This is a genomic window from Ruegeria atlantica (assembly GCF_013032005.1).
GTDB lineage: Bacteria > Pseudomonadota > Alphaproteobacteria > Rhodobacterales > Rhodobacteraceae > Ruegeria > Ruegeria atlantica_A.
The window spans coordinates 51,325-74,507 of the sequence record NZ_WQBE01000015.1; the positions used below are offsets into that span (position 1 = coordinate 51,325).

23 protein-coding genes and 1 tRNA gene are annotated in these 23,183 nt (G+C 58.3%); 10 read left to right on the plus strand and 14 right to left on the minus strand.

From position 1 onward, the window contains the following. Positions 1–27: 27 nt before the first annotated feature. The 3 genes from GOX21_RS19955 to GOX21_RS19965 all read right to left on the minus strand — a co-directional run bounded on the left by GOX21_RS19955 (position 28) and on the right by GOX21_RS19965 (position 3,142). Positions 28–1,221, minus strand: a complete 1,194-nt coding sequence (locus GOX21_RS19955; RefSeq protein ID WP_170379607.1) for a GNAT family N-acetyltransferase — start codon at positions 1,219–1,221, stop codon at positions 28–30. A gap of 106 nt (positions 1,222–1,327) precedes the next feature. Then, entirely contained in the window at positions 1,328–1,717 is a 390-nt protein-coding gene (gene speD / locus GOX21_RS19960) for an adenosylmethionine decarboxylase (protein ID WP_170379608.1), read from the minus strand. A gap of 216 nt (positions 1,718–1,933) precedes the next feature. Then, entirely contained in the window at positions 1,934–3,142 is a 1,209-nt protein-coding gene (locus tag GOX21_RS19965; RefSeq protein WP_170379610.1) for a tRNA-dihydrouridine synthase, read from the minus strand. Between the two features lie 100 nt (positions 3,143–3,242). On the opposite strand from GOX21_RS19965, the gene GOX21_RS19970 reads away from it, so the two are divergent. The 5 genes from GOX21_RS19970 (at position 3,243) to GOX21_RS19990 (ending at position 9,294) form a co-directional block, all read left to right on the plus strand. After that, positions 3,243–4,151 carry a LysR family transcriptional regulator gene (locus GOX21_RS19970; RefSeq protein WP_170379613.1) on the plus strand — a complete coding sequence of 303 codons (909 nt, stop codon included), beginning with the start codon at positions 3,243–3,245 and terminating at the stop codon, positions 4,149–4,151. Positions 4,152–4,306: 155 nt separating this feature from the next. Beyond that, a complete protein-coding gene (gene nadA / locus GOX21_RS19975; RefSeq protein ID WP_170352018.1) occupies positions 4,307–5,359 on the plus strand; it encodes a quinolinate synthase NadA in 1,053 nt (350 codons plus the stop codon). A gap of 8 nt (positions 5,360–5,367) precedes the next feature. Then, complete coding sequence (locus GOX21_RS19980) at positions 5,368–6,933, plus strand: L-aspartate oxidase (RefSeq protein ID WP_170379615.1); 1,566 nt, start codon at positions 5,368–5,370, stop codon at positions 6,931–6,933. Continuing rightward, a complete protein-coding gene (nadC, locus tag GOX21_RS19985; protein ID WP_170379618.1) occupies positions 6,930–7,778 on the plus strand; it encodes a carboxylating nicotinate-nucleotide diphosphorylase in 849 nt (282 codons plus the stop codon). Before GOX21_RS19980 ends, nadC begins: the two co-directional genes overlap by 4 nt. Before the next feature lie 271 nt (positions 7,779–8,049). Further along, positions 8,050–9,294, plus strand: a complete 1,245-nt coding sequence (locus GOX21_RS19990) for a molybdopterin molybdotransferase MoeA (protein ID WP_170379620.1) — start codon at positions 8,050–8,052, stop codon at positions 9,292–9,294. A gap of 14 nt (positions 9,295–9,308) precedes the next feature. Here GOX21_RS19990 and GOX21_RS19995 read toward each other — a convergent pair whose 3' ends face one another. The 8 genes from GOX21_RS19995 to GOX21_RS20030 form a co-directional block, all read right to left on the minus strand. Further along, positions 9,309–9,827 (minus strand): GNAT family N-acetyltransferase, encoded by a 519-nt coding sequence (locus GOX21_RS19995; protein WP_170379623.1) that lies wholly within the window; start codon positions 9,825–9,827, stop codon positions 9,309–9,311. Further along, the gene (locus GOX21_RS20000; RefSeq protein ID WP_170361980.1) at positions 9,824–10,378 is read right to left on the minus strand and encodes a helix-turn-helix transcriptional regulator; all 555 of its coding nucleotides are present in this window, start codon (positions 10,376–10,378) and stop codon (positions 9,824–9,826) included. Before GOX21_RS20000 ends, GOX21_RS19995 begins: the two co-directional genes overlap by 4 nt. Positions 10,379–10,497: 119 nt before the next feature. Continuing rightward, complete coding sequence (locus GOX21_RS20005; protein ID WP_170379625.1) at positions 10,498–11,514, minus strand: Fe(3+) ABC transporter substrate-binding protein; 1,017 nt, start codon at positions 11,512–11,514, stop codon at positions 10,498–10,500. Between the two features lie 141 nt (positions 11,515–11,655). After that, a complete protein-coding gene (locus GOX21_RS20010) occupies positions 11,656–12,219 on the minus strand; it encodes a hypothetical protein (RefSeq protein WP_170352013.1) in 564 nt (187 codons plus the stop codon). 29 nt (positions 12,220–12,248) lie between these two features. After that, positions 12,249–12,761, minus strand: a complete 513-nt coding sequence (locus tag GOX21_RS20015; protein ID WP_170379627.1) for a hypothetical protein — start codon at positions 12,759–12,761, stop codon at positions 12,249–12,251. Beyond that, positions 12,751–13,128: a hypothetical protein gene (locus GOX21_RS20020; protein WP_170352011.1), complete on the minus strand. Its 378-nt coding sequence runs from the start codon at positions 13,126–13,128 to the stop codon at positions 12,751–12,753. The genes GOX21_RS20015 and GOX21_RS20020 overlap by 11 nt, the downstream gene beginning before the upstream one ends. Before the next feature lie 183 nt (positions 13,129–13,311). Continuing rightward, a complete protein-coding gene (gene ykgO / locus GOX21_RS20025) occupies positions 13,312–13,437 on the minus strand; it encodes a type B 50S ribosomal protein L36 (RefSeq protein WP_008755722.1) in 126 nt (41 codons plus the stop codon). A 91-nt stretch (positions 13,438–13,528) separates the two neighbouring features. Next, positions 13,529–13,603, minus strand: a tRNA-Val gene (locus GOX21_RS20030). Between the two features lie 148 nt (positions 13,604–13,751). Between GOX21_RS20030 and GOX21_RS20035 the strand changes: the two genes are divergently transcribed. After that, the gene (locus tag GOX21_RS20035) at positions 13,752–14,612 is read left to right on the plus strand and encodes an N-formylglutamate amidohydrolase (RefSeq protein WP_170379629.1); all 861 of its coding nucleotides are present in this window, start codon (positions 13,752–13,754) and stop codon (positions 14,610–14,612) included. Positions 14,613–14,619: 7 nt separating this feature from the next. On the opposite strand, the gene GOX21_RS20040 is transcribed toward GOX21_RS20035, so the two are convergent. Together GOX21_RS20040 and pyrF are read right to left on the minus strand one after the other, a co-directional pair. Further along, positions 14,620–15,873 (minus strand): DNA polymerase IV, encoded by a 1,254-nt coding sequence (locus GOX21_RS20040; protein ID WP_170379631.1) that lies wholly within the window; start codon positions 15,871–15,873, stop codon positions 14,620–14,622. Between the two features lie 358 nt (positions 15,874–16,231). Next, complete coding sequence (gene pyrF, locus GOX21_RS20045) at positions 16,232–16,936, minus strand: orotidine-5'-phosphate decarboxylase (RefSeq protein ID WP_170361982.1); 705 nt, start codon at positions 16,934–16,936, stop codon at positions 16,232–16,234. Between the two features lie 150 nt (positions 16,937–17,086). Between pyrF and GOX21_RS20050 the strand changes: the two genes are divergently transcribed. Together GOX21_RS20050 and clpB are read left to right on the plus strand one after the other, a co-directional pair. Beyond that, a complete protein-coding gene (locus tag GOX21_RS20050) occupies positions 17,087–17,407 on the plus strand; it encodes a hypothetical protein (protein WP_170352007.1) in 321 nt (106 codons plus the stop codon). Between the two features lie 129 nt (positions 17,408–17,536). Continuing rightward, positions 17,537–20,155, plus strand: a complete 2,619-nt coding sequence (gene clpB, locus GOX21_RS20055) for an ATP-dependent chaperone ClpB (RefSeq protein ID WP_170361984.1) — start codon at positions 17,537–17,539, stop codon at positions 20,153–20,155. 49 nt (positions 20,156–20,204) lie between these two features. On the opposite strand, the gene GOX21_RS20060 is transcribed toward clpB, so the two are convergent. Then, a complete protein-coding gene (locus GOX21_RS20060; protein ID WP_170379632.1) occupies positions 20,205–21,110 on the minus strand; it encodes an alpha/beta hydrolase in 906 nt (301 codons plus the stop codon). 306 nt (positions 21,111–21,416) lie between these two features. Between GOX21_RS20060 and msrP the strand changes: the two genes are divergently transcribed. Together msrP and msrQ are read left to right on the plus strand one after the other, a co-directional pair. Continuing rightward, positions 21,417–22,319: a protein-methionine-sulfoxide reductase catalytic subunit MsrP gene (gene msrP, locus GOX21_RS20065; RefSeq protein ID WP_170379634.1), complete on the plus strand. Its 903-nt coding sequence runs from the start codon at positions 21,417–21,419 to the stop codon at positions 22,317–22,319. A gap of 4 nt (positions 22,320–22,323) precedes the next feature. Beyond that, positions 22,324–22,938: a protein-methionine-sulfoxide reductase heme-binding subunit MsrQ gene (gene msrQ, locus GOX21_RS20070; RefSeq protein ID WP_170352003.1), complete on the plus strand. Its 615-nt coding sequence runs from the start codon at positions 22,324–22,326 to the stop codon at positions 22,936–22,938. Positions 22,939–23,183 lie beyond the last annotated feature (245 nt).

Consider the following 23,183-nt stretch of genomic DNA (forward strand, 5'->3'; position numbering starts at 1 on the left):
CTTCTCCTATTGATTTGAGATTGTGATTCAGGTTTCGCCAAGGTTGCTGCTCCACCAGACCTGATGCAGGTCTTTGCCGTAGAACCCTTTGAGCTCGCCGCATTTTTTCAGGCCATTGGCCTGCAGTTCTGTTGCGTTGGCGTTGGACAGGTCGGACGGGATGGCCAGAACGGCCATGCGATAACTTTGCGCGCGCGCCAACGAAAGCTGTTGATCCAGCCCGCTCAGCCCGCTGCTGGTTTCGCACCAGCGCAGGCCGGCAACGTCGTCCGTTTCGGCGGCTTTGTGAATGTCGGTGAAGCTCAGGCCAGTGGTTGGCGATGGCTCTGCCGCCTGTATGTCGGGCGCTTCGGGATTGTCCAATCCATAGATGATCTTGGCTTCGCGTGGGCCGTGATACCCGGGTACCGTCAGTTCGACTTCGGCTCCGAATTCCTCATACAGTTTATGCGCCGCGGCATAGAGCTTTTTGCCAAACTCTTCATAGTCGCTGGTTTCGATGAAAATCTTGCGGACATGCATCTGGGCCAGTTTGCCAAGCAGGTCGTTCAGCATCTGGCTTCCCAGCCCCTTGCCCGCATGCGCCTGATCCAGATAAGTCCAGGACAGCCAGGCGATGTCCGGCGCATCTTCGTCGAGGCAATAGCCGATCAGCCCCAGCACCTCGCCGCGGTCCTGCAGGACGAACATGTTGTCCGTTCCTTCATGCACGAACTTGTTTTCGGCTTCGTCGGCATCATCTTCGTCGGTTTGGGCGATGATTTGGACAGCCGGGGATACATGCTGCCATTCCATGGGTTTAAGGGTTGGCCCTTTTGAGCCGAACAGGGCGCTAAACATGGCGATTCCTCCTCCGATCAAGGCGGATGTGCTGTGGGTGAAAACGGCGATCTGAGGGCGCAGAAACAACAGCTCGGCGATAAGGACAAAGACAATCAGCGCCAGCATCCAACTGCGTCGCCCCGGTGTGCTTGTGGCAATCACTCCATAGGAAACCAGGCCATAGGCGACACTGGACAGCCCCACAAAGCCGGGTCCGGCCAATGCGAATTCTGTTGTCGTTCCGGCAACGGCGCAAAGGATAACAAGCCCTGCGGTTCGGGCGCTGCCCAAGTGCGGTTCGCTGAGGCTGCCGCCAACAAGGATCAGCAGGCAATTGAGCGTCAGATGGTTCAGGTTGCCATGCCGGATCGAAAACAACAGATGATCGGGCAGCGTCACAATGGGTCCGGAATGCCGAACCGGACCCCACAGCGCATAAACGATTATCGCGCATAGAATGAGACTTATCGTGACCGGGCATCTGCGCAGTTCCTTCATCCGCCCTTTAGCAGCCCGCCGCCGCAAGCCGGTGTCTGCTCTGTCCGATCAGACCGCGCTTGATGGATTGCACATCGACGCGCTGGGGGCGGAAATAAGACTTCAAAACCTCTAAGCTGCGCTGTGGTTCTGCGTCACCGCACATAAAGATATCGATGGCGGCATATCCGTGTTCGGGCCAGGTGTGGACCGAGATGTGCGACTCGGCCAAAAGTGCCATGCCTGTGAAACCTGCCCGTTGTCCGAAATCGCGCATGTTGATCCCAAGAACCTGAGCATTGGCAGCGATTGCCGCGCGTCTCAGGGTCTCTTCTGCTGGGAAAGGATCGTATAGTGCGCTTGCATCGAAAAAATCTGCTATAAGGTGTAGGCCCAGAGAAGATGAGAACCCATCCATATGAAATCGAAACCTCAAATCCAAAAATTCTGTATCCTGACTATCCCTCTGATCTTGGTAGTCAATCTCAACTCAAGTTTATCTGAATTGGGTTGCTGGGCTGTGGCAAAAAAACACAACTCATGAGGGATTTGCGCTAAAATTTAATCAAGACCGCGACTGGTTCGGTTTTGGTGCTTTTGGGGGCAATTTCACATAACCTGCTGATCGGCTGTCTCAGGTTTGCTTTGACCTGGAATTAAACCGGTTCTGCCAGATCCTTGCGCGCTGTGCGTCGCGGTTTTCATATTCGGTGATGGCCTGGGCAATACCGCGATCCACCGATCCTTCCCGATCCGACCCGATATCCGTCATGCGCATGGTATACCACGCGGTCATCCCTCCGGGTGGAAGGGTGGTGAAGCGGGGGAAGGGGACCTCGTGTTGTCGCGCCTGCCACGTCCGGGGCAAAGCGGGATCAAGAACAAAGCCTCGTGCAATACCCACCGCATCCACATCCCCCGCCATAATCGCAGCTTCTGCCTCGTCACGGCGCTTGAATCCTCCGGTGGCCATAAGCGGGATCGCGGTTAGACCGCGCGCCGCACGAACGAAGTCGAGGAAATAGGGGCCTTTGGACGTACGATCAGAACTGGACGGAGCGCCCGGGAAATAAGTTCCGCCGCTGATGTCCAATAGATCAACACCTTTGCCTTCAAGCCCTGCAACCACCTTCAGCGCGTCTTGTTCTGAAAGACCGCCGTCCAGCTGATCGGTGGCGTTGAGTTTGACGGCAACTGTAAAATTGCGGGGCACCGCGGCACGAACGGCCTCGACCGTTTCGATCAGCAGGCGCATCCGCGCGTGGATTGCGCCGCCATAGGCATCCGTCCGGCGGTTGAAGAGGGGAGAGAGAAATTGGCTCAGAAGAAACCCATGCGCGGCATGGATCTGGACGCCCCCAAAACCAAGTTTGGCTGCAAGATGGGCAGTGCGGGCAAATTGATCCGGGATTGCTCTGATTTCGGGCAAAGACATGGCTTCGCTGCGAAAGTCTGGGAAGTCTATCGCACTTGGGCCTCTGGGCTGGCTGATCGGCAAATGGGCCAACGCCCCGGCATGGCCGAGTTGCAGCCAAAGCTGCGCGCCGCCGGTCGACCCGCGCCGGGCAAGATCGCTGAAGGCCGCCAAGTCGGCTTGTTCATCAAGCACCAAATTGCCCGGCTTTTCAGGGAAATGAGGATCGCCTTGCACCTCGCCGATAATTGACGCGGCCACACCCCCTGTTGCCCAACGTTCATACAGACGCATCTGTGCAGCGGTTGGGTTGCCCCGACCGTCGGCCAGTGAATCCGACATGGCCGATTTGATGATCCTGTGCTTCAAAACACGCCCGTTCGGCAGTGTAAGCGGCGTGAAGAGAGAGATGTTCGAGGCGGCGGGCAAGGTGGTTCTCCTTGGTTTTTGATCTCCACCTTAGATAATTTGGACAATCTCTTTTGATAATGTAGTGAATGGGATTAGTTTTTGATATTTTTTGGATCAAATGGCACAAAAGGCTGAACTGGAAATTCTTCTGGCCGTGGTTGATCACGGCAGTTTCTCGGCTGCGGCCCGCGCATTGGGATACACCCCGTCGGCCGTGGGCAAGCGGGTGTATCAGCTAGAGCAGAGGTTGCGGGTGCCGCTTCTCATACGCTCGACTCGGCGCATGACCTTGACCAAGGCGGGACAGCGATATGTAGAGGAAGCGCGCGAGATTCTCGCCCGCCTGACGGCACTGGAAGAGGACATTGCCGATGGTGCCGACAGCCTGCATGGAACGATCCGCCTGACAAGCTCGGCGGCTTTTGGTCAGCGACACGTGATCCCTCTGGTCATTGAATTCATGGATCTCAACCCCGAGGTCGAGATTGACATGCTGTTGACGGACAAGGTTGTTGATCTGGTCGGAGAAGGTTTTGATATCGCGATCCGCAGCGGCGTTTTGCCGGACTCATCGCTTGTGTCGCGGAAACTGATGAACAATCGGCGGATACCATGTGCAGCGCCCACCTATCTTGAGCGGCATGGCGAACCGCAGCAACCACAGGAATTGACCGCGCATAAATGTCTACGCCTGGGGCCGGAAAAACACCTGTCGGATTGGGGATTCACAGGAGCAGCGGGTCCCATATCGCGTCTTGGGCCGGGGTTTTCATGTAACAGCCTCGAAGCGCTCCATGCAGCGTGCTGCGCCGGGCGCGGCATTGCTTGGCTGCCGGAGTTTCTTGTCTCGAATGACTTGCGCACTGGTCGCTTGACCTCGGTTTTGCCCGATCATGCTGAACCGAATGCCGGTGGTGGGATCTTTATTTTACGCCCGGAAATGCCGTTTTTACCGCAGCGCGTGCGGGCCTTGATCGACTTTGTGGCCGACCATTTCTCGGGCAAGACCAGCCGCCGAGATGCTTGAGGTGCGGGCCGAGAAGGTCTGTTGCGCCTGAATTGATAAGATAGTTCCGCCAGAACTGGGAATATTGGAACATTCTTCTTTTAAGAGTGGTGGTAAATCCACGATAAACCCCATATTAAGTGCGTCACGAATCCATCAGGCAGAAAAACAGTCCCGTGTTCGACCTACCGGCGCAGCGTGCGCATCTCTCCGAAAAATATGATCTGACCCCATCGCCCGAGCTTGCCGCAAGCATGAGCGATATCTATGACCGCATGTCCCGCGTGGTTTCGCCCGTCGATTGGGCGATCTATGCACCCTATGTCAAGGCGATCAACGACCTGAAGGTCGAGCGCAACGCGGTCATTCTGGGCCATAACTACATGACGCCCGAAATTTACCATGGCATTTCGGATTTCGGTGGCGACAGCCTGCAACTGGCGATCAAAGCGACTGAGGTCGAGGCGGATGTGATTGTGCAATGCGGTGTGCATTTCATGGCCGAGACATCCAAGATCCTTAGCCCGGACAAGACGGTCCTGATGCCGGATATGGAGGCGGGATGCTCGCTGGCGGAATCGATCACCGCCGAAGGGATCGAGGAAATGCGCCGCCGGTATCCAGGCGCGCCGGTTGTGTCTTATGTGAACACCACGGCCGAGGTCAAAGCGGCGTCAGATATTTGTTGTACTTCGTCGAATGCCGCCCAGATTGTTGCGGCGCAAGACAGTCACACGGTCATCATGACGCCGGATCAGTATCTGGCGCAGAACGTGGCACGCGATGTGCCGCAGAAAAATGTGGTCTGGTGGGAAGGGTCATGCATCGTGCATGAACAATACAGCCCGCAAGATCTGCGCGATTTCCGGGAATGGAATCCGGGCACCCGCCTGATTGCGCACCCTGAATGCCCACCGGACGTTGTGGCCGAGGCAGATTTCTCGGGCTCCACCAGCGGTATCATCAAATACGTCTCGGACGAAAAGCCGGAAAAGGCGCTGCTGATTACCGAATGCTCGATGGCGTCGAATATTGCGGATTCACTGCCCGAGGTTGAGTTTGTCGGCCCCTGCAACATGTGCCCCTACATGAAGAAGATCACGCTGGAGAAGGTGCTGTTCGCGCTTGATACCATGACAGGGCAGGTCGAAGTTGACGCCGAAGTGGCGGACAAGGCCCGCCTGTCGGTGCAACGCATGATCGACTTGTCACGCCAGCTGGGTATTTGATCCGCGACATGCAGAGCGTTGAGACGCCGCGTGTGGTCATCATCGGCGCCGGGCTGGCGGCAGTCTATGCGGCCCTGAAGCTGGCCCCTTGCCCTGTGGTGATGATTTCGCCTGAACCACTTGGATCGGGTGCAAGCTCGGCCTGGGCACAAGGCGGCGTTGCCGCTGCCATGGCGCGGACGGACAGCCCCGAAGCGCACGCGGACGACACCATGCGCGCCGGGGCCGGGTCGGTCCTGCGCGAGGTGGCCGAGTTCGTCACCAATGCCGCACCGGAACATATTTATGATCTGTCCGACTTGGGCACCGGGTTTGATCGCACCGCCGATGGTGGGTTCGTGCAATCGCGCGAGGCCGCGCATTCCGCAGCCCGCGTGGTCCGCGTCAAGGGCGATCAGGCCGGAACCGAGATCATGCGTGCTCTGATCGAGGAGGTGCGCCGAACGCCGTCGATTCAAGTGATCGAGGGCGCGCAGGCCGTCGGGCTGGAAAGCGACGGTACACAAGTGACCGGCGTTTACCTGACCCGCGCCGATGCCGCCGATGCGCCGCCGATATTGCTGCGCGGATCAGCGCATGTTCTGGCCACGGGGGGATCCTCGGGCCTTTATGCCCAAACCACCAATCCTGCACGTATCCGCGGGCAGGGGATCGGCATGGCTGCTCGCGCAGGCGCGCGCATTGCAGATGCCGAATTCGTGCAGTTCCACCCCACCGCCATCGACGTGGGCGAAGACCCGACGCCATTGGCAACCGAGGCGCTTCGGGGCGAGGGTGCTATCCTGATCGACAGCGCCGGCCATCGGTTTATGCCCGACATCCACCCTGACGCTGAACTGGCCCCCCGCGACACGGTTGCGCGCGCCGTTTACCTGCAGGCGCAGGCGGGCAAATGCCCGGCATTGGACACGCGCCAGGCCATCGGGGCCGAGATGGCTAGGCAATTCCCCTCGGTCACCGAGGCCTGTTTGCGCAACGGTGTCGATCCTGCGACAGACCCCATCCCCGTGACCGCTTCGGCGCATTATCACATGGGCGGGGTTAAGACCGATCTGGCCGGGCGTAGCTCATTAACCGGGTTGTGGGTGTGTGGCGAGGCAGCCTCGACCGGGTTGCATGGGGCGAACCGGCTGGCGTCAAACGGGTTGCTTGAAGCGCTGGTGTTTGCCCGCTCTTGCGCGCGCGACATTGCAACCGTTGTGAGTGCGCAGGACGCGGCTGAAGTGGACATTTGTTTTGCCACTGGTGGTGAGCCGATCAATGAACAGGATGTGGCTGCCCTGCGCGAAACCATGACCGAACATGTGGGTGTGGTGCGCGACGGTACCGGCCTGCCCCAAGCGTTGACGAAAATCGCGGCGTTGGAAGCCCGGCATGCGGGCTCTGATCTGTTTCTTAACATGACCGCCACCGCCACCCTGATCGCGGCTGCCGCGCTGCTGCGCGAAGAAAGTCGCGGTGCCCATTTCCGTTCCGATTTCCCTGATCTTACCCCCGGACCCGGCCAGCGCTCGGCCCTGACGCTGAGCGAGGCGCTTGCCCTGCGGGACCGTATTGCAAAGGACACAGTATGAATTACCCGGCTTTGCCCGACTTGATCCTTGAACCGATGGTACGGTCCGCGCTGATGGAGGATCTGGGTGCCAATGGCGACGTTACCACCCTGACCGTAATCCCTGCAGATGCCACCTATTCAGCCAGGCTGAACGCGCGTGAGGATGCGGTGGTATCGGGTATGCAGGTGGCTGCGCTGGCGTTCCGTCTGGTCGACCCGACGCTGCGTGTCACCACCCACATCGCCGACGGCCAACGCTGCACGAAAGGTGATACGTTGATGGAAATTGAGGGCAGCGCCGCTTCGATCCTGTCGGGTGAACGGGTGGCGCTGAACTATGCCGGGCGCATGGCCGGGGTGGCGACCGCGACGGCGGCGCTGGTGGCCGAGATCAAAGGCGCCAATGCTCGCATCACCTGCACCCGCAAGACCACGCCCGGCCTGCGTATTGTCGAAAAACAAGCGGTTCTGCATGGTGGCGGGTTCAATCACCGCTTTTCCCTGTCAGATGCGATCCTGATCAAGGACAACCACATCGCCGCTGCCGGTGGGGTGCGCGCCGTGCTTGAGGCCACCAAGGCCCGCGCCTCGCACATGATGAAGGTTGAGATCGAAGTGGACACGCTGGACCAACTGGCCGAAGTGCTGGAGGTCGGTGGGGCCGATGTCGTGTTGCTAGACAACATGCCTCCCGAGACATTGAAACAGGCGGTGGCACTGGTCGACGGTCGGATCGTGACCGAGGCATCGGGCAATATCAGCCGCGACACCGTGGCCGCCGTGGCGGCAACCGGCGTGGATTACATATCATCCGGGGCGCTGACTCATTCCTATCGCACCATCGATATCGGGCTGGATTTCTGAACCAACTCAAACCCTCTCGCGGATGGGGGCCGCTCCGGTGCCAATCCCTCTGACCGCCCGCGAATAGTGATCGTGACCTATGTCAATGACGGCTCTGCGCCAGTGTTGTTCATTGGGGGCATATTGCTGGCGGGGCTGCGCAATCATGATTGCCGTGTCCCTGGACAGTTTCGGGGTGTGATGGCTGTCGACGGCCCAAGCTCTAACTAAGAAGAGGCTCGCGTTGAACGCGCTGAGTTGGAAGAGGTGTTTGGCCGGTTGGAGGGCCCAAATGGCTGATGGATGTAGTTGCGACCAGCACGCTCGGATGTATCTGACGGTGACAGAGGCTTTGGCTCGCGGACTGGCCGTTGCCGATCCGATTGCCGAGACCGAAACCGTGTCCCTGATCGATGCGACGGGTCGGGTGTTGGCTAAGGATTGCACCAGCAAAGTGGACATGCCCGCCTTCGACAATTCCGCCATGGATGGCTATGCCGTCCGCACGGCTGATCTGGGCAAGGGTCCCGTGTTCACCCTGCCGGTCGCGGGACGTGTCGCCGCCGGGGACAGCGGTGCCCATGATGCGCCAGCGGGTGCGGCCTTGCGCATTTTTACCGGTGCCCCGGTGCCCGCCGATTTCGACGCCGTGCTGATGCAGGAGGATTGCGAGGCCACCACCGGAGGTATCCGATTTACCCGCCGTCCCAAACCTGGCCAACATATCCGCCGCGCGGGGGAGGACTTGAAGGCCGGTGCCCCAATCCTGTCGCAAGGATGCGAGATCACCGCGCGCGAAGCTGCAGCACTGGCTTCGGCCGGGTATGGCGATGTGAATGTATTCCGGAAGCTGAAGGTCACCCTTTTTTCCACCGGTAATGAGCTGCAACAACCCGGTGAACCGCTGGGCCCGGGCCAGATTTACAACTCGAACCGCTATATGCTGCGGGCTTTGCTGAACAAGCCGTGGATTGATCTGATGGATATAGGCCCGGTCGCAGATGATCCCGAGCGGCTGGAGCAGGTGTTGCGGCAGGCCTGCGATGATGCCGATCTCATTGTCACAACGGGTGGTGTTTCGGTGGGGGATGAAGATCACATGCCGCGCCTGTTTGAAGCCATTGGCGGCCAGATTGACGTGATGAACGTGGCCATGAAACCGGGTAAGCCGATCATGTTCGGCCGGCGCGGCGACGCGCTTTATGTCGGGCTGCCGGGCAATCCGGTTTCGGCCTTTGTGACATGGCAGATCATCGGGTCGCACATGATGGCGCGTCAGGCTGGTCTGCGTCATACGCCGCCAACCCCGGAACAAGCGGTGCTGGCCGAACCGCTGCAGCGACACGCAGGGCGTCAGGAATACCGTCCGGTCATGATCGATGGCACGACTTCCGACGGCGTTCCACGACTGCGTTTGATGGCACCCTCATACAGCGGTCGGGTTGCGACGCTGGCACAGGCGGATGGTCTTGCAGTCATCCCTGCGGAAACCGAAACGCTGCCACAAGGTCATAAGTTGCCGTTTCTTCGTTTTTGAAACAGATGTCCGGATCAACTTAGGTTTTTGTACATATAGGTCGTGGGCTCTAGCCGGTCCTCAAGCGGATTGCGGCAATAGTCCGGGATCTCTCCGGCGATCTGAAAGCCTAGGCTTTGATACAGGATGCGCGACGGGTCCGTACTGCGTGTGTCAAGCACCAGCAAGGTACGGCCCAGCTGGATCGCCCGGTCCTGAAGCGCCGCCATCAAGACCCGCCCCAAACCCCGGCGTCTGGCGCTGGGGTGAACCAGCAGTTTGGCCACATCGGCCCGGTGTGGCTGGTTGGGCATCGCCGCAGGGATCAGTTGCACCGTGCCCAGAATGCGTTCGTTTTCACGAAAGATGAACAGGTCCAGCGTACCGGTCTGTAAGTTGGGCCGCACCCGGTCTTGCCAATAGGCGCGGGCCTGATCGGGTGAGAAGGGCAGGATGAACCCGATGCTGGCCCCGTCCTGTACACAAGCGTGCAGGATATCGGTCAGGTCGCCCAAGGCGGTGTCAAAGCTGCAATCGTCGATGCGTGTAATCATATCAGCACCAGTAGGTACCGTGCCCCACGCGCGGGCGTTGTTTCAAACCGCGTGGGACCCGCAAGGTGATAGCGCAGGCAATCGCCGCCATTCAAATCATGGGCAACGCCGTCTACGGTCAGTTTCAGCGCGCCGTCCAACATGATCAGGTGATGTTCTTGCCCAGGCTTTGGTGGCGCATCGTACGTGATTATCGCATCGGGGGGCAGGTGACCTTCCAGCACCTCTCCGCTAAGCCCAGTGGCGGGCGGAGATACCGAGCGACGGGTAAATCCGGTTTCCGGGTCGCGCCATTCGGGTTGCCGTTCGAACGGTACGCGAGGGTCGAAACTGTCTTCGACCATCATCAGCAGACGCGACATCGGCAGGCCATAAGCTGCACAGAGCCGCCCCAGCGTTTCAGCGGTCGGGCTGACATCGCCCTTTTCCATCCGCGAAAGCGTGGCGCGGCTAATGCCGCTGTGTTCGGCCAGTTGGTCCAGTGACCACCCATGGCTCCGGCGCAGTTCGTTCAGACGGTTGGCGAGGCGGTTCGAGAGATCATCCAACATGTTCATAAGTGAGAATTTCGTTCATTATAGAGATTATTCCCCAAAAATATGTAATACGCAATAAGAAAGGGCGCAGAAATTTCTGCGCCCTCCAAAGTGTTAAGGTCTCGTGCGCTGGGTTATTTCCAGCCAGCCTCGTTGAAGATTTTTTGCGCCTCAGGAAGGTTTTTGGCGACCTCGGACAAGTTCACTTCATCTGCCTTGAACTCACCCAGTGACTTGACCGAGTCCGCGAGTGCGACGCCTTTCACCGCCGGGAACTCGTCATTGCCGGCCGAGAAATATTGCTGGGCCGAGTCGCTGGCCAAGTATTCCAGGAACAGGATCGCGTTGTCCTTGTTCGGTGCATTCGCGGCAACACCGGCCCCGGACAGGTTCATATGCGCGCCAGTGCTGTCGTTGTTAGGGAACACCCAGCCGATTGAGTCGATTTCCGACGAAACGCCTTTGACATCTTTGCGGATGGCGCGAGCAAAGTAATAGGTGTTCGACACGGCGATATCACATTCGCCCGAAACGATGCCACGCAGCTGGTCGGTGTCGCCGCCCTGCGGATCACGTGCCATGTTGGCGACGATGCCTTCGGCCCACGCCTTTGCGGCCTCGGGGCCTTCGTGGGTGATGATCGATGCCAGAAGCGTCTGGTTATATGTGTTGCTGGACGAGCGGATGCAGACCAGACCCTTGTATTCAGGATTCGCCAGATCGGCGTAGGTGGCCGGCGGGTTGGCTACGTTTTCTTTGTCGAAAAAGATAATGCGGCCACGCTGCGAAAAGCCGAACCATTGGTTGTCATTGTCTTGCAGATTGGCGGGGATACGCTCTTCGAGAACAGCGCTGTCGATCGATTGCAAAATGCCCGCGTCTTTGGCCCGCGCCAGACGCGAGGTGTCTACAGTCAACAGGATGTCCGCGGGCGAGTTGGCGCCCTCAGCTTCCATCCGTGCAATGAGTTCGTCGGCCTTGCCTTCGATACGGTTGATGGTGATGCCGGTCGCCTCTTCGAAATCAGAATAGAGACGTTCGTCGGTGTCGTAGTGGCGTGAAGAGTACAGGTTCAGTTCACCTTCGGCGGCGGCAGAGGTAGCAACCAAAGCCATCAGAGCGGCGGCAACGCAGGTAGAGGATTTCAGCATCATTTGTCCCAACATTGAAAATCGTGGCGGGTATTAACCCGACTGATTTGGTCAATTAAACGATTCTGAGGGGGATGCAAGGAAATCTGACAAATTTAGTTGGTCAAAATGTCGCTCGCCTTTCCTGCTGCGCACTTGCTGTCAGGATCGACGCTGTTTGCTCTGTCTTCCTTCCGGTTGCGGTGGTGCGGGTGACGGCGCCGGCTCAGGTTCGGGATCGTCGCTGAGTACCGGTTCCTTGGTCAGCATGGCCTGAGTTACAGCTTCCATGTATTTTTGCAGCATGACCGGCGGATCGGCCGGTGCGAGTTTGATGGTCAACCTGCTTGCACCTTCCTGACTATAGGCATAGCGCGAGGAATAGCTGGCGTTGACCTGGGCCGCCACGGGCCCCCAGCCGCCTTTCACTGAAGCGCTACCTGATTTTTCGGTCTGTTTGGTCATCGAGATCGCCATTTTGACCTCTATCTCGGCCTCCTGCACCGCATAGAATGCAGGAAGGAATCCCATCGACACGAGGCTGAATTCTTTGGCGGGGCCGTCGGGATTGGAGAGATCGGGAAGCAGGATTTTTTGGTCGGCCATATATTTAGCCATGTCGGTCGAATGACGATCCAACTCGCTTTGTGATTCAGCGACCGAAAGTGCCAGCTTTTGAACCATTTCTGCAAAGGGAACGTTCAGCAGTTCTTGCCCGATACTCATTGTTCAAACTCCTTTTGAAAAATTTGTGTTCACTCGATGATTTGCGTTTTTGACCGCCTTCGGACCGAAAACGTAACTTTCGATGCGTTCTGGCTGACCGCCTGTTTCTTGGCGTTGGTTGCGATCTGTGCCTTATTGCCATCTTGGCCCAGCCCGACCACGGCCTCGACCTTTACATTGTCGATGGTAAACTCGCTGCTTCCGTCTGAACCGGCGAGAATCTGTTCGCCCAGTGCCTGTGAAAATTCCTGAGCGTCGACAACCTGAGTGTCTTCGTCGCCCGAATTCATTTCTGACCGACCCTGGGCCAACGGGTTTGTTACCGGAGACCCCGTGCCCATCAGCATGCCGCCGCCTTCTTCCAGATCGTCAATCCGATTCTGCAGGTCCGAAATTGTTTGAAGCAAAGTGGTCTCGCGCTGCTCCATTGCGGTCAGACGGTCAGCAAGTGACTGCAACAGTGTCGCAAAGGCTTCGGGCAATTCGGTGACGCGTACATCAATAGGTGGCCTCTTGGGGGCCTTAACTGTCTTACGTGCCATCGGTGTCCTCTGGTGACCTGTTGTCATCTACTGGGCCCGGAGCAAAGCGCATGCGCATGGTCGATGCGCTTTTGGTGTCGACCGTATCGGTCTGGGTCAACTTCGGTCCCATGAAGATCGAGATGATTGCGGGCCGCTTGCCTTCTTCCGTCTTAGTGCTCATCTCCATTACGACTTTCAATTCCACATCGACATCCTGCATGTGATAGAAAACCGGTGGGATGCCCATGTCGCGAAGCTCCTGCGGGTAGTTCTTCAGGGCGTTCAACTGGTCGAGGCTTAGTTGCTCGGCGGCTTGCGCCACGCTCCTGCCAATATCCGCGACCATATCGGTCAGGGTCGTTCCGAGTATTTCACCGTCGGCCAAGTTGACCTCCCGTCATCGAAAATCCGGAGAACGTTAACACGAGAACGCTCTATCACAACGCGAAATATCAAAATCAAACTTGCCCGGTCCTTCATGAGGCTAAGCGCAAGCGAAAAACGCATAGTTGGAAAACAAAAAACCGCGCTCGAAGGCGCGGTTTCTTTAAGTGGTTATGTGCAGTTCTTAGCCCTGACGAGCTTTGAACTTGCGCTGCGTCTTGTTGATCACGTAGACGCGGCCTTTGCGACGCACAATACGGCAATCACGGTGCCGGTTCTTGAGCGAGCGGAGCGAGTTCTTGACCTTCATTGGTCTGTCTCCAATCTGCGGCGCCTTCATCAAGGACGTGGCCAGCGCCTGGGTTAGTCGGGTGCCCCGGAAGCCCGGAACAGTGAAATCATGGTGGGCGGTACAAGGATCGAACTTGTGACCCCTTCGATGTCAACGAAGTGCTCTACCGCTGAGCTAACCGCCCACGTCCCGTTGCGTTGTCCTACCCCATAACGAAATGGGGCGCGGAACCCCGCGCCGGTAGCCGGGTCTATAAAAGGAGTCGCAAAGGGGTTCAAGGGGTTTGGTAGAACTATTTTCCGGTCTATGTTCAATGCGAACAAGGAGTCACCATGCCGAACGCCCCCTATGTATTGGACATGCCCGCCAGACGCACGTCATGCGTGGTGTTTTCTTCTCCTCATAGTGGTCGGAGTTACCCTCAAACGCTGTTGAACCGCACGGTTCTAAGTGAAAATGTGATTCGATCCTCGGAAGATGCCTTTGTAGATCAGCTGTTTTCTGCGGCTGCTGACTTTGGCGCGCCGTTGATCTCGGCAGTGTTGCCACGGGCGTATCTGGATCTGAACCGCAGTGCCGAGGAGCTGGATCCGGCACTGGTCCAAGGGGCGCGACGTTCCGGGCATAACCCCCGGGTGGCATCCGGGTTGGGGGTGATTCCCCGCGTGGTGGCCAATGGGCGCGCGATTTATCGCGGCAAGCTGACAATGGATGAGGCGCGCCTGCGCATCGACACCTGCTGGCGGCCCTATCATTCACGTCTCAAATCCTTGTTGGCCGAATCGCTCGACGTCTTCGGTCAGGCGATCCTGATCGATTGCCACTCGATGCCGCATGAGGCGGTCGCCATGGCCAGCAACGCAAAATCCAAGCGACCAGATGTGGTGCTGGGGGACAGGTTTGGCGCGTCCGCCTCGACCGAGGTTGTGGATCGGATCGAAGCGGCCTTTGTGTCCGCTGGGCTGAACGTGGCACGTAACGCGCCCTTTGCCGGGGCGTATGTGACCCAGACCTATGGCCGCCCCGCCCGTCATCAACATGCGGTACAGATCGAAGTTGACCGGGCGCTTTATATGGACGAGGCCAACATCGTGCCGAATGAGAATTTCGCCCTGTTTCAAGAGATTCTGCGCGACATCATTCAGGAAATCGCCAGCATTGGCGATGATCCGGTTCGCCTGGCGGCCGAGTAAGCTCAGCTCAGCGCAGCGCGCGGCCTTTCACAATTGCATCATTGCCAAAACGGCGCCGAATCTCGTCAGTGGCGCGTTCGGCCTGTGATCGCTGAGTTGCTCCGGGATCCAGCAAATCGCCCGATATATCGGCCTGCGCTTCGGGGCACAAATCAGACAAGCCAACGCCCAGCAATCGATATGGCCCCTGATCGCCAACCTGGTCGAAAAGGCCACGGGCCGTGCGGTAAAGTCGGTCGGCAATCTGGGTGGCATCGCGCAGGGAAACGCGCCGGGTGATGATCTTGTGATTGGCTCGTTTGAGTTTCAGGGTGACAACACGCCCGGCCAAACCTTTGGCCTTTGCCCTGTCCGCCACCTTTTCGGAAAGGCGCCAGATGTGCCCATCCAGAATATCCAGACTGGCGGTATCTTCGAAAAACGTCGTTTCGTTGCTGATGGATTTCATCGGCTCATGGGCCGAGACGCGTCGCTTGTCCTGCCCGCGCGCCAGATGCCACAGCCGGTAACCCATTGATCCGAACCGTGCGGTCAGCGCGTCATGGTCCCAGCGCAGCAGGTCGGAAAAACTGCGGATACCCGCGCGATCCAGCGATTCCTGCGCGGCAGGGCCGATGCCCCAGATCAGCCGCACGGGTTTGTCGTACAGGAACTCAGCCGTTTCCGCCTTTCCGATCACCGAGAATCCGCGGGGCTTGTCGAGGTCCGAGGCGACCTTGGCCAGAAACTTGTTGTGCGACAGCCCGATAGAGCCGGTCACGCCCAACTCATCCTTCATCCGCCCAACCAGCCGCGCCAGCATAACGGCAGGCGGCGCGCCATGCAGGCGCTGCGTGCCGGACAGGTCCATGAACGCCTCGTCCAGCGACAGCGGTTCGACCACCGGGGTCAGTTCGTCCATCATCTTGCGAATCTCGCGCGACACTTCGGCATAGACCGACATGCGCGGCTTGATCACCACCGCCTCGGGGCACAGTTGCAAGGCTTTGAACATCGGCATGGCCGACCGCACCCCGCGAATGCGCGCCACATAACAAGCGGTCGACACCACGCCGCGTTTGCCGCCGCCGATGATTACCGGCTTGTCGGCCAACTCGGGATTGTCCCGCTTTTCGACCGAAGCATAGAAGGCATCGCAATCCATATGTGCGATGGACAGATCAAACAGCTCGGGATGCGCCTTGATCCGCGGGCTGCCGCAGGCAGTGCAGCGCCGTTCGTCGGTCAATGTGGTCAGGCAATCTCGGCAGAGACCGGGCATGAAATCTTCCCGCCTTTCATGCTATTCAATTAGTGGTTTCCTTATACCAGCCCCAGGTGTGGCACGAAATGCCAGCGATTACTGAAAGCAGGGTCATGTCCGAAAGAAGACCCCCCGCGAAGTGGCGGGGGGAGGTGACGGACCTCAGGAAGAGAGGGTCCGCGGGGAGTATCACACCCCTAGAATCGCGCAAAACCGCCAATTTCGATAGGACCGAGGTCACACATGAGAAACTCGTATTTTTCATGTGTGTTTTGGGGCACAGCGGCGATTTGGCACGGTTGGGCTGGAAAGTGACGTTAGGTCAACTGGTTGCAAGCCGTTTCTGCGCGGAAATTCGCTGATTTGGTGGCACTTGTCAGTGATGTGTCAAGGAATTTAACTCAGCAAGAACCGCCTGGGCTGCGGCTTTTGGGTCCTGTGCCTGATAGATCGGGCGGCCAACAACGATGTGATCGGCACCGTCGCTGATTGCACTGGCCGGGGTGGCCACACGTTTCTGATCGCCCAATGCTGCGCCTGCTGGTCGGACACCTGGAGTAACGATCAGACGACCTTCGGCCTGGGGCAGGGCGCGGATTAGCGCGGCCTCTTGCGGGCTGGCGATGACGCCATCGGCCCCGGCCTCTAGCGCGCGTGCCGCACGTTCGACCACCAGTTCCTGCACGTTGCCCTCTTTCAGCAGGCTGGCATCCAGATCGTCGCGGTTCAGCGAGGTCAGGATGGTCACGGCGAGGATTTTGAGGTCCTTGCCCGAGGCACCCTCTTTCGCGGCGCGTACCACATGGGGATCACCATGCACGGTCAGGAAATCCAGATCGAACTGTGCCAACCCGCGCACAGCGTTTTCCACTGTGTTGCCGATGTCGAACAGCTTCATGTCCAGAAAAATGCGCTTGCCGTGATCCTGTTTCAGCTCATTAGCCAGGGCCAGCCCGCCCCCGGTCAGCATACCCAGCCCGATCTTGTAGAAAGATACGGCATCACCCAACCGCTCGGCCATGGCCAGACCTTGCAAGGCGTTTGGAACATCAAGGGCAACGATCAGGCGGTCATCGGACATGGGGCAAGCTCCTTTTTGGCAAACGTCTGCGTCCTAACGGGTTCCGCGCCTTGTGTCCATGCAGGACCGATGTTTGATCGAAATCGCATGCCTTATGACTGACTGTGCTATGGTCCTCCCACTACAAAGAACATTTAAGATGGGGGACTCATGAAACAGTTTGCGGGTGTGGGGTTTGTTTTGTCTTTGGTTGGCTGTCAGCAAATGCCGTTGCAGCCAGAGGCCGCAGATACGGTCATCAGATCCCCGACCAATCAGGACCTGCGCCTTGTGCGCGGCTATCGTTCGACCGACGATGATTGCCAGTTAACCGGCGAAACGGCCTTTACCGTCGATTTTCTGGATGACGCGGCTGATCTTGTGTCCTGCCCCTCAGGCAGCGATGCGGCGCAATCATTGGTCGACATGTATAATGCACGGCAAGTCGCAAAAACCGGAGGGTATACAGTCTATTCCGTACCGCGCCGTTAAGTGCGGAATCTGCGGCTTAGCCTCTTGAACCGTCAAAGATATTTCCCAGATTGAATGTGAGGCCCAGACCGACGCGTGCCGCCAAGCGGGCGCATCACATTCAGGGCGCTTGAGATAAAGGAGAATGCTATGGACTTGAACAAGTTCACCGAGCGGGCACGGGGGTTCGTGCAGGCGGCGCAGACGATTGCGCTGCGCGAGGGGCACCAGAGGTTGGAGCCCACACATATTTTGAAAGCATTGATGGATGACGATCAGGGGCTGGCCAGCAACCTGATCACACGTGCAGGTGGCGCGCCGAACCGTGTGGTCGAGGCGCTGGATGCTGCGATGGCCAAAATCCCGAAGGTCAGCGGCGACGCAAGCCAGATTTACATGGACGGCCAGACCGCCAAGGTGTTGGACGAGGCCGCCAAGATTGCCACCAAAGCGGGCGACAGCTTTGTGCCGGTCGAACGCGTGTTGATGGCACTGTGCATGGTGAAATCCAAAGCCAAGGACGCTTTGGATGCCGGCGCTGTGTCCGCGCAGAAACTGAACGAGGCGATCAATGATATCCGCAAGGGTCGCACCGCTGACAGCGCGTCGGCGGAGGAGGGCTATGACGCGCTCAAAAAATACGCGCGCGACCTGACCGAGGCTGCGGCCGAGGGCAAGATCGACCCGATCATCGGACGGGATGAGGAAATCCGTCGCTCGATGCAGGTTCTGTCGCGTCGTACCAAGAACAATCCGGTTCTGATCGGGGAACCCGGCGTCGGTAAGACCGCGATTGCTGAAGGTATGGCCCTGCGCATTATCAATGGTGATGTGCCGGAATCGCTGAAGGACAAGAAACTGCTGGCGCTGGACATGGGCGCGCTGATCGCCGGTGCGAAGTACCGCGGTGAATTCGAAGAACGTCTCAAGGCGGTTCTGACCGAAGTGACCGAGGCCGCCGGTGAGATTATCCTGTTCATCGACGAGATGCACACGCTGGTTGGTGCCGGTAAATCCGACGGTGCGATGGATGCCGCCAACCTGATCAAGCCCGCGCTTGCACGGGGTGAGCTGCATTGCATCGGTGCAACCACGCTGGACGAGTACCGCAAATACGTCGAAAAAGACGCGGCCCTTGCGCGCCGGTTCCAGCCAGTGATGGTTCAGGAGCCGACGGTCGAGGACACCATCAGCATTCTTCGCGGTATTAAAGAGAAGTATGAGCTGCACCACGGTGTGCGCATCTCGGACTCGGCACTGGTGTCGGCGGCGACCCTGTCGCATCGCTATATCACCGACCGGTTCCTGCCTGACAAAGCTATCGATTTGGTCGATGAGGCGGCGTCGCGTCTGCGGATGGAGGTAGACTCCAAGCCAGAAGAACTCGATCAACTTGATCGTCAGATTCTGCAGATGCAGATCGAGGAAGAAGCGCTGAAGCTTGAGGATGACGCAGCCTCCAAGGATCGTCTGGAAACCTTGCAAAAGGATCTGGCCGACCTGCAGGAGAAATCCGCCGAGATGACCGCCCAGTGGCAGGCCGAACGCGATAAGCTGGCAGGTGCGCGTGATCTGAAGGAGCAGCTCGACAAGGCGCGGGCCGATCTGGAGATCGCTAAGCGCGAAGGCAACCTCGCCAAGGCGGGTGAGCTGTCCTACGGCGTCATCCCCGAGCTTGAGAAAAAGCTGACTGAGGCCGAAAACGCCGAAAGCAACGCCATGATGGCCGAGGAAACGGTGCGTCCGGAACAGATCGCTTCGGTGGTCGAACGCTGGACGGGTATCCCGACCTCGAAAATGCTGGAAGGTGAGCGCGAGAAGCTGCTGCGGATGGAAGACGATCTGCATTCCCGCGTGATCGGTCAGGATGCGGCGGTGACTGCCGTGGCCAACGCCGTGCGCCGTGCGCGTGCTGGCCTGAATGATGAAGGCCGCCCCTTGGGTTCGTTCCTGTTCCTCGGACCGACCGGCGTGGGTAAGACCGAGCTGACCAAGGCCGTGGCAAACTTCCTGTTCGACGACGACAACGCGATGGTACGCATCGACATGTCCGAGTTCATGGAGAAACACGCGGTTGCCCGTCTGATCGGTGCCCCTCCGGGTTATGTCGGTTATGATGAAGGCGGTGTGCTGACCGAAGCCGTGCGGCGCAGGCCCTATCAGGTCGTGCTGTTTGACGAGGTCGAAAAGGCGCATCCGGATGTGTTCAACGTGCTGCTGCAGGTTCTGGACGATGGTGTGCTGACCGATGGTCAGGGCCGCACCGTGGACTTCAAGCAGACGCTGATCATTCTGACGTCGAACCTCGGCTCTCAGGCGCTCAGCCAGTTGCCCGAAGGTGCGGACAGTGCGCAGGCCAAACGCGACGTGATGGATGCGGTCCGGGCGCATTTCCGGCCGGAATTCCTGAATCGTCTGGACGAAACGATCATCTTTGACCGGCTCAAGCGGGCCGATATGGATGGCATCGTTGATATCCAGATGGCACGCCTGCAGAAACGTCTGGCCGCCCGCAAGATCGAGCTGGCACTGGACGATGGCGCCAAGGAATGGCTGGCGAACGAAGGCTATGATCCGGTCTTTGGTGCGCGTCCGCTGAAACGCGTGATTCAGCGCGCGCTTCAGAACCCATTGGCCGAGGCCCTGCTGGCCGGCGAGATCAAGGACGGCGAGACTGTCCCGGTGACTGCCGGAGCCGAAGGTCTGGTCATCGGTGACAGGCTGGGCACGTCAGATCGGCCCCGCCCGGACGATGCCGTGGTGCATTGATCTGAGATTGGAAACCAGAAAGACCCGCCAAACTGGCGGGTCATTTTTTTTACACCTTGGCAAAATGCCCATTCAGAAAAACAGCGATTTCCGTCAGCGAGGCATCGGCTTCGGGTATCTCCGGGTAAAACTCGAACACGTGCCACATGCCCTCCCATACACGCAGGGTGCAGTCGGCGCCGGCCTGTCGCAGCAGGCGATCCAGACGCACGCAACCGCTCAACAAATGATCGCGGGTTCCCGAAGTCAGAAAGACGGGTGGAAAGTCTGCGTCCAAGGGGCCGTAAATCGGAGATACGTCGGGGGCTGTCAGGTCGACCTCTTTGCCAACATAACAGTCACGGAAAAAGTCGATTTCAGACTGATTTAGAAACGGGTCGCGATCTGCCAGTCCGCTGTCCCCGTTGTTCTGCAGGTCGACAAAAGGTGAAAGCAGGGCCAGTGCCGTTGGTAACGGAACGCCATTTGCGCGCATTCTGTGGACTGCAGCCAACGCAAGATTTCCCCCGGCAGATTCTCCGCACAGGCAAGCCCCAGGCGTTTCGGCCAGTACAGACGAGATGACTGCGGTGCAGGCATCAAGGGCCGCCGGGTATGGCGCTTCGGGGGCCAAGGGATAGTCCGGTGCAATCACAACCGCGCCGGTCTTCGCGGCCAGCCAGGCTGAGATTGGCAAATCCTCAAACGGGCTGCCAAGGGTAAAGCCGCCGCCGAACAGGTAGACCAACCTGCGGCCAGGGCGCGGTTCGGCAGGAGTGATAACCATGCAACGCACACCGCCAATTGTTTCATCGGACAGTGCAACGCCGGACATTTCTACGGCTGCGGTACAACTGTCTGCGTAATCCTCTCGCAACATAGCCCGCATTTCGGGAAGAGGCTGCGTTAGATCCCGAATTGCGGCTTGTTCGGCATAAGAGGCAGCCTTGGCACTCATTGCGGCGGGGGCGGGCATAGGTTTGTTTTTTCTGTGGTTCATACCATTGATATCGCAATGTCAGCAGGCGCAAGGGACCTAATGGATGCAGGTATGCTTTGACGGTTTCCCCAAAAACACCGTACTACGTCTGTCGATCCACTGCAAAGCCTGCACGTTCCGGGCCTGAATTGCAAAGCTTAGCTTGGTTGGGAACGTTCTGAAGCCCACGCCTACAGGCGACTACGTTACAATCTCGTCGCTCAATCGTGACGCTCATTACCTTGGCACTGTGCTATCAGCGATCTACCTCATACCCGAGGTGTTTTGACAACGGAGACATACATGGCGCATCGCTGGACCAATACATTGACACATGCGGATGTCACCCCAAGGGCGGCGTTTTTGAACCGGCGTCAGGTTATAGCCGGGCTGGCAGGTGTCGGACTGGCGGGGATGGCGCGCGGCGCGGCGGCGCAAGAAGCGCTGGAGCCGAACACCTGGGAAGAGATCACGTCTTATAACAACTTTTATGAATTCGGGACTGGCAAGGATGATCCTGCCAAATATGCCGGTGCGCTGACCACCGAACCATGGAGTGTTAAGATCGACGGTCTGGTCGACAATCCGGGCGACTATGACTTTAAGGATATCATGTCCGAGATGACGGTCGAAGAACGCATCTATCGTTTCCGGTGTGTCGAGGCCTGGTCGATGGTGATCCCGTGGAACGGGTTCGAACTGGCTGATCTTCTGAACATGGCAGGTGTTCAGGAAGGTGCCAAATACGTGGCCTTTGAAACCGCCTTGATCCCCGATGAGATGCCGGGCGTGCGCTACCCGATTCTGGAGTGGCCTTACCGCGAGGGTCTGCGCTTGGATGAGGCGATGCATCCGCTGACCATCATGGCGACGGGTATTTATGATCGGCCGATCCCAAACCAGAATGGTGCGCCGCTGCGTTTAGTGGTGCCGTGGAAATACGGCTTCAAGTCGATCAAGTCGATCGTGCGGATCACTCTGACAGAAGAAGAGCCACCCACCAGTTGGAACATGTCGGCGCCACGTGAGTATGGCTTCTATAGTAACGTGAACCCGAACGTGAACCATCCGCGCTGGTCGCAAGCCTCGGAACGTGAAATCGGCGGCGGTCTCTTTGCCAAGCGTATCCCAACCCTGATGTTCAACGGCTATGAGAACGAGGTCGCCGGGCTGTACGAAGGCATGGATCTTTCGCAATACTATTAAGTCTATGCAGCAGGTGAATCATATATTACGCCGTATTCCCGCTTGGGCGGTCTACCTGATTGGGGCGCTTCCAGCGCCCTGGTTGTTTTACCAGGGGCTGACAGGCGGATTGGGCGTAAACCCGATAGAGGCGTTGGAGCATCGGTACGGAGAGTTGGCGTTACAGCTTCTGATTGGTGTGCTGGCGATTTCTCCTCTGCGGCGTTTCCTTGGCCTGAACCTGCTGAAGTTCCGCCGCGCCCTTGGGGTTCTGACCTTTGCGTATGTCACGCTGCATCTGTTGGTGTGGCTTGTGTTGGATGTGCAGGTGCCCAGCCAGATTTGGGCGGATATCGTTAAGCGCCCTTATATAACGGTCGGCATGGCCGCTTTTGTCTTGATGCTGCCGTTGGCGGTGACGTCGAACAATCTGTCGGTGCGGAAATTGGGTCCGCGATGGCGCAGCTTGCAGCGCCTGGTGTTTCCCGCGGCGATTCTGGGTGGGCTGCACTATGTCATGTTGGCCAAGGGCTTCCAGATTGAGCCGCTGGTCTATCTGTCTGCAATCGTCGGCCTGTTGCTACTGCGTTTGCCTATATCCGGTGTGCTGACTCGGTCGCGTCAGGCCGATTCCATCTGACTCGGCGCTGAGTCTATGGGTAAGCCTGTTCAAAAGCTGAGATTCGAGGTGGGATGCGCTGCGTGTTGCGGGTTTCGTGGAGTATGACGTTATTTAAGCTTATGATTTATATGGGTGAAAATTAAATCTGCGGTTTTTTGCGAGTTTGTCGAATTTTCCACTTGCGGGTTGTTTGGGTAAACCTTAGAACCCCCTTCACCGGCGCTGCTGAGGCGGTGTTGGGACGCTGGAGACGGCGGAGACGC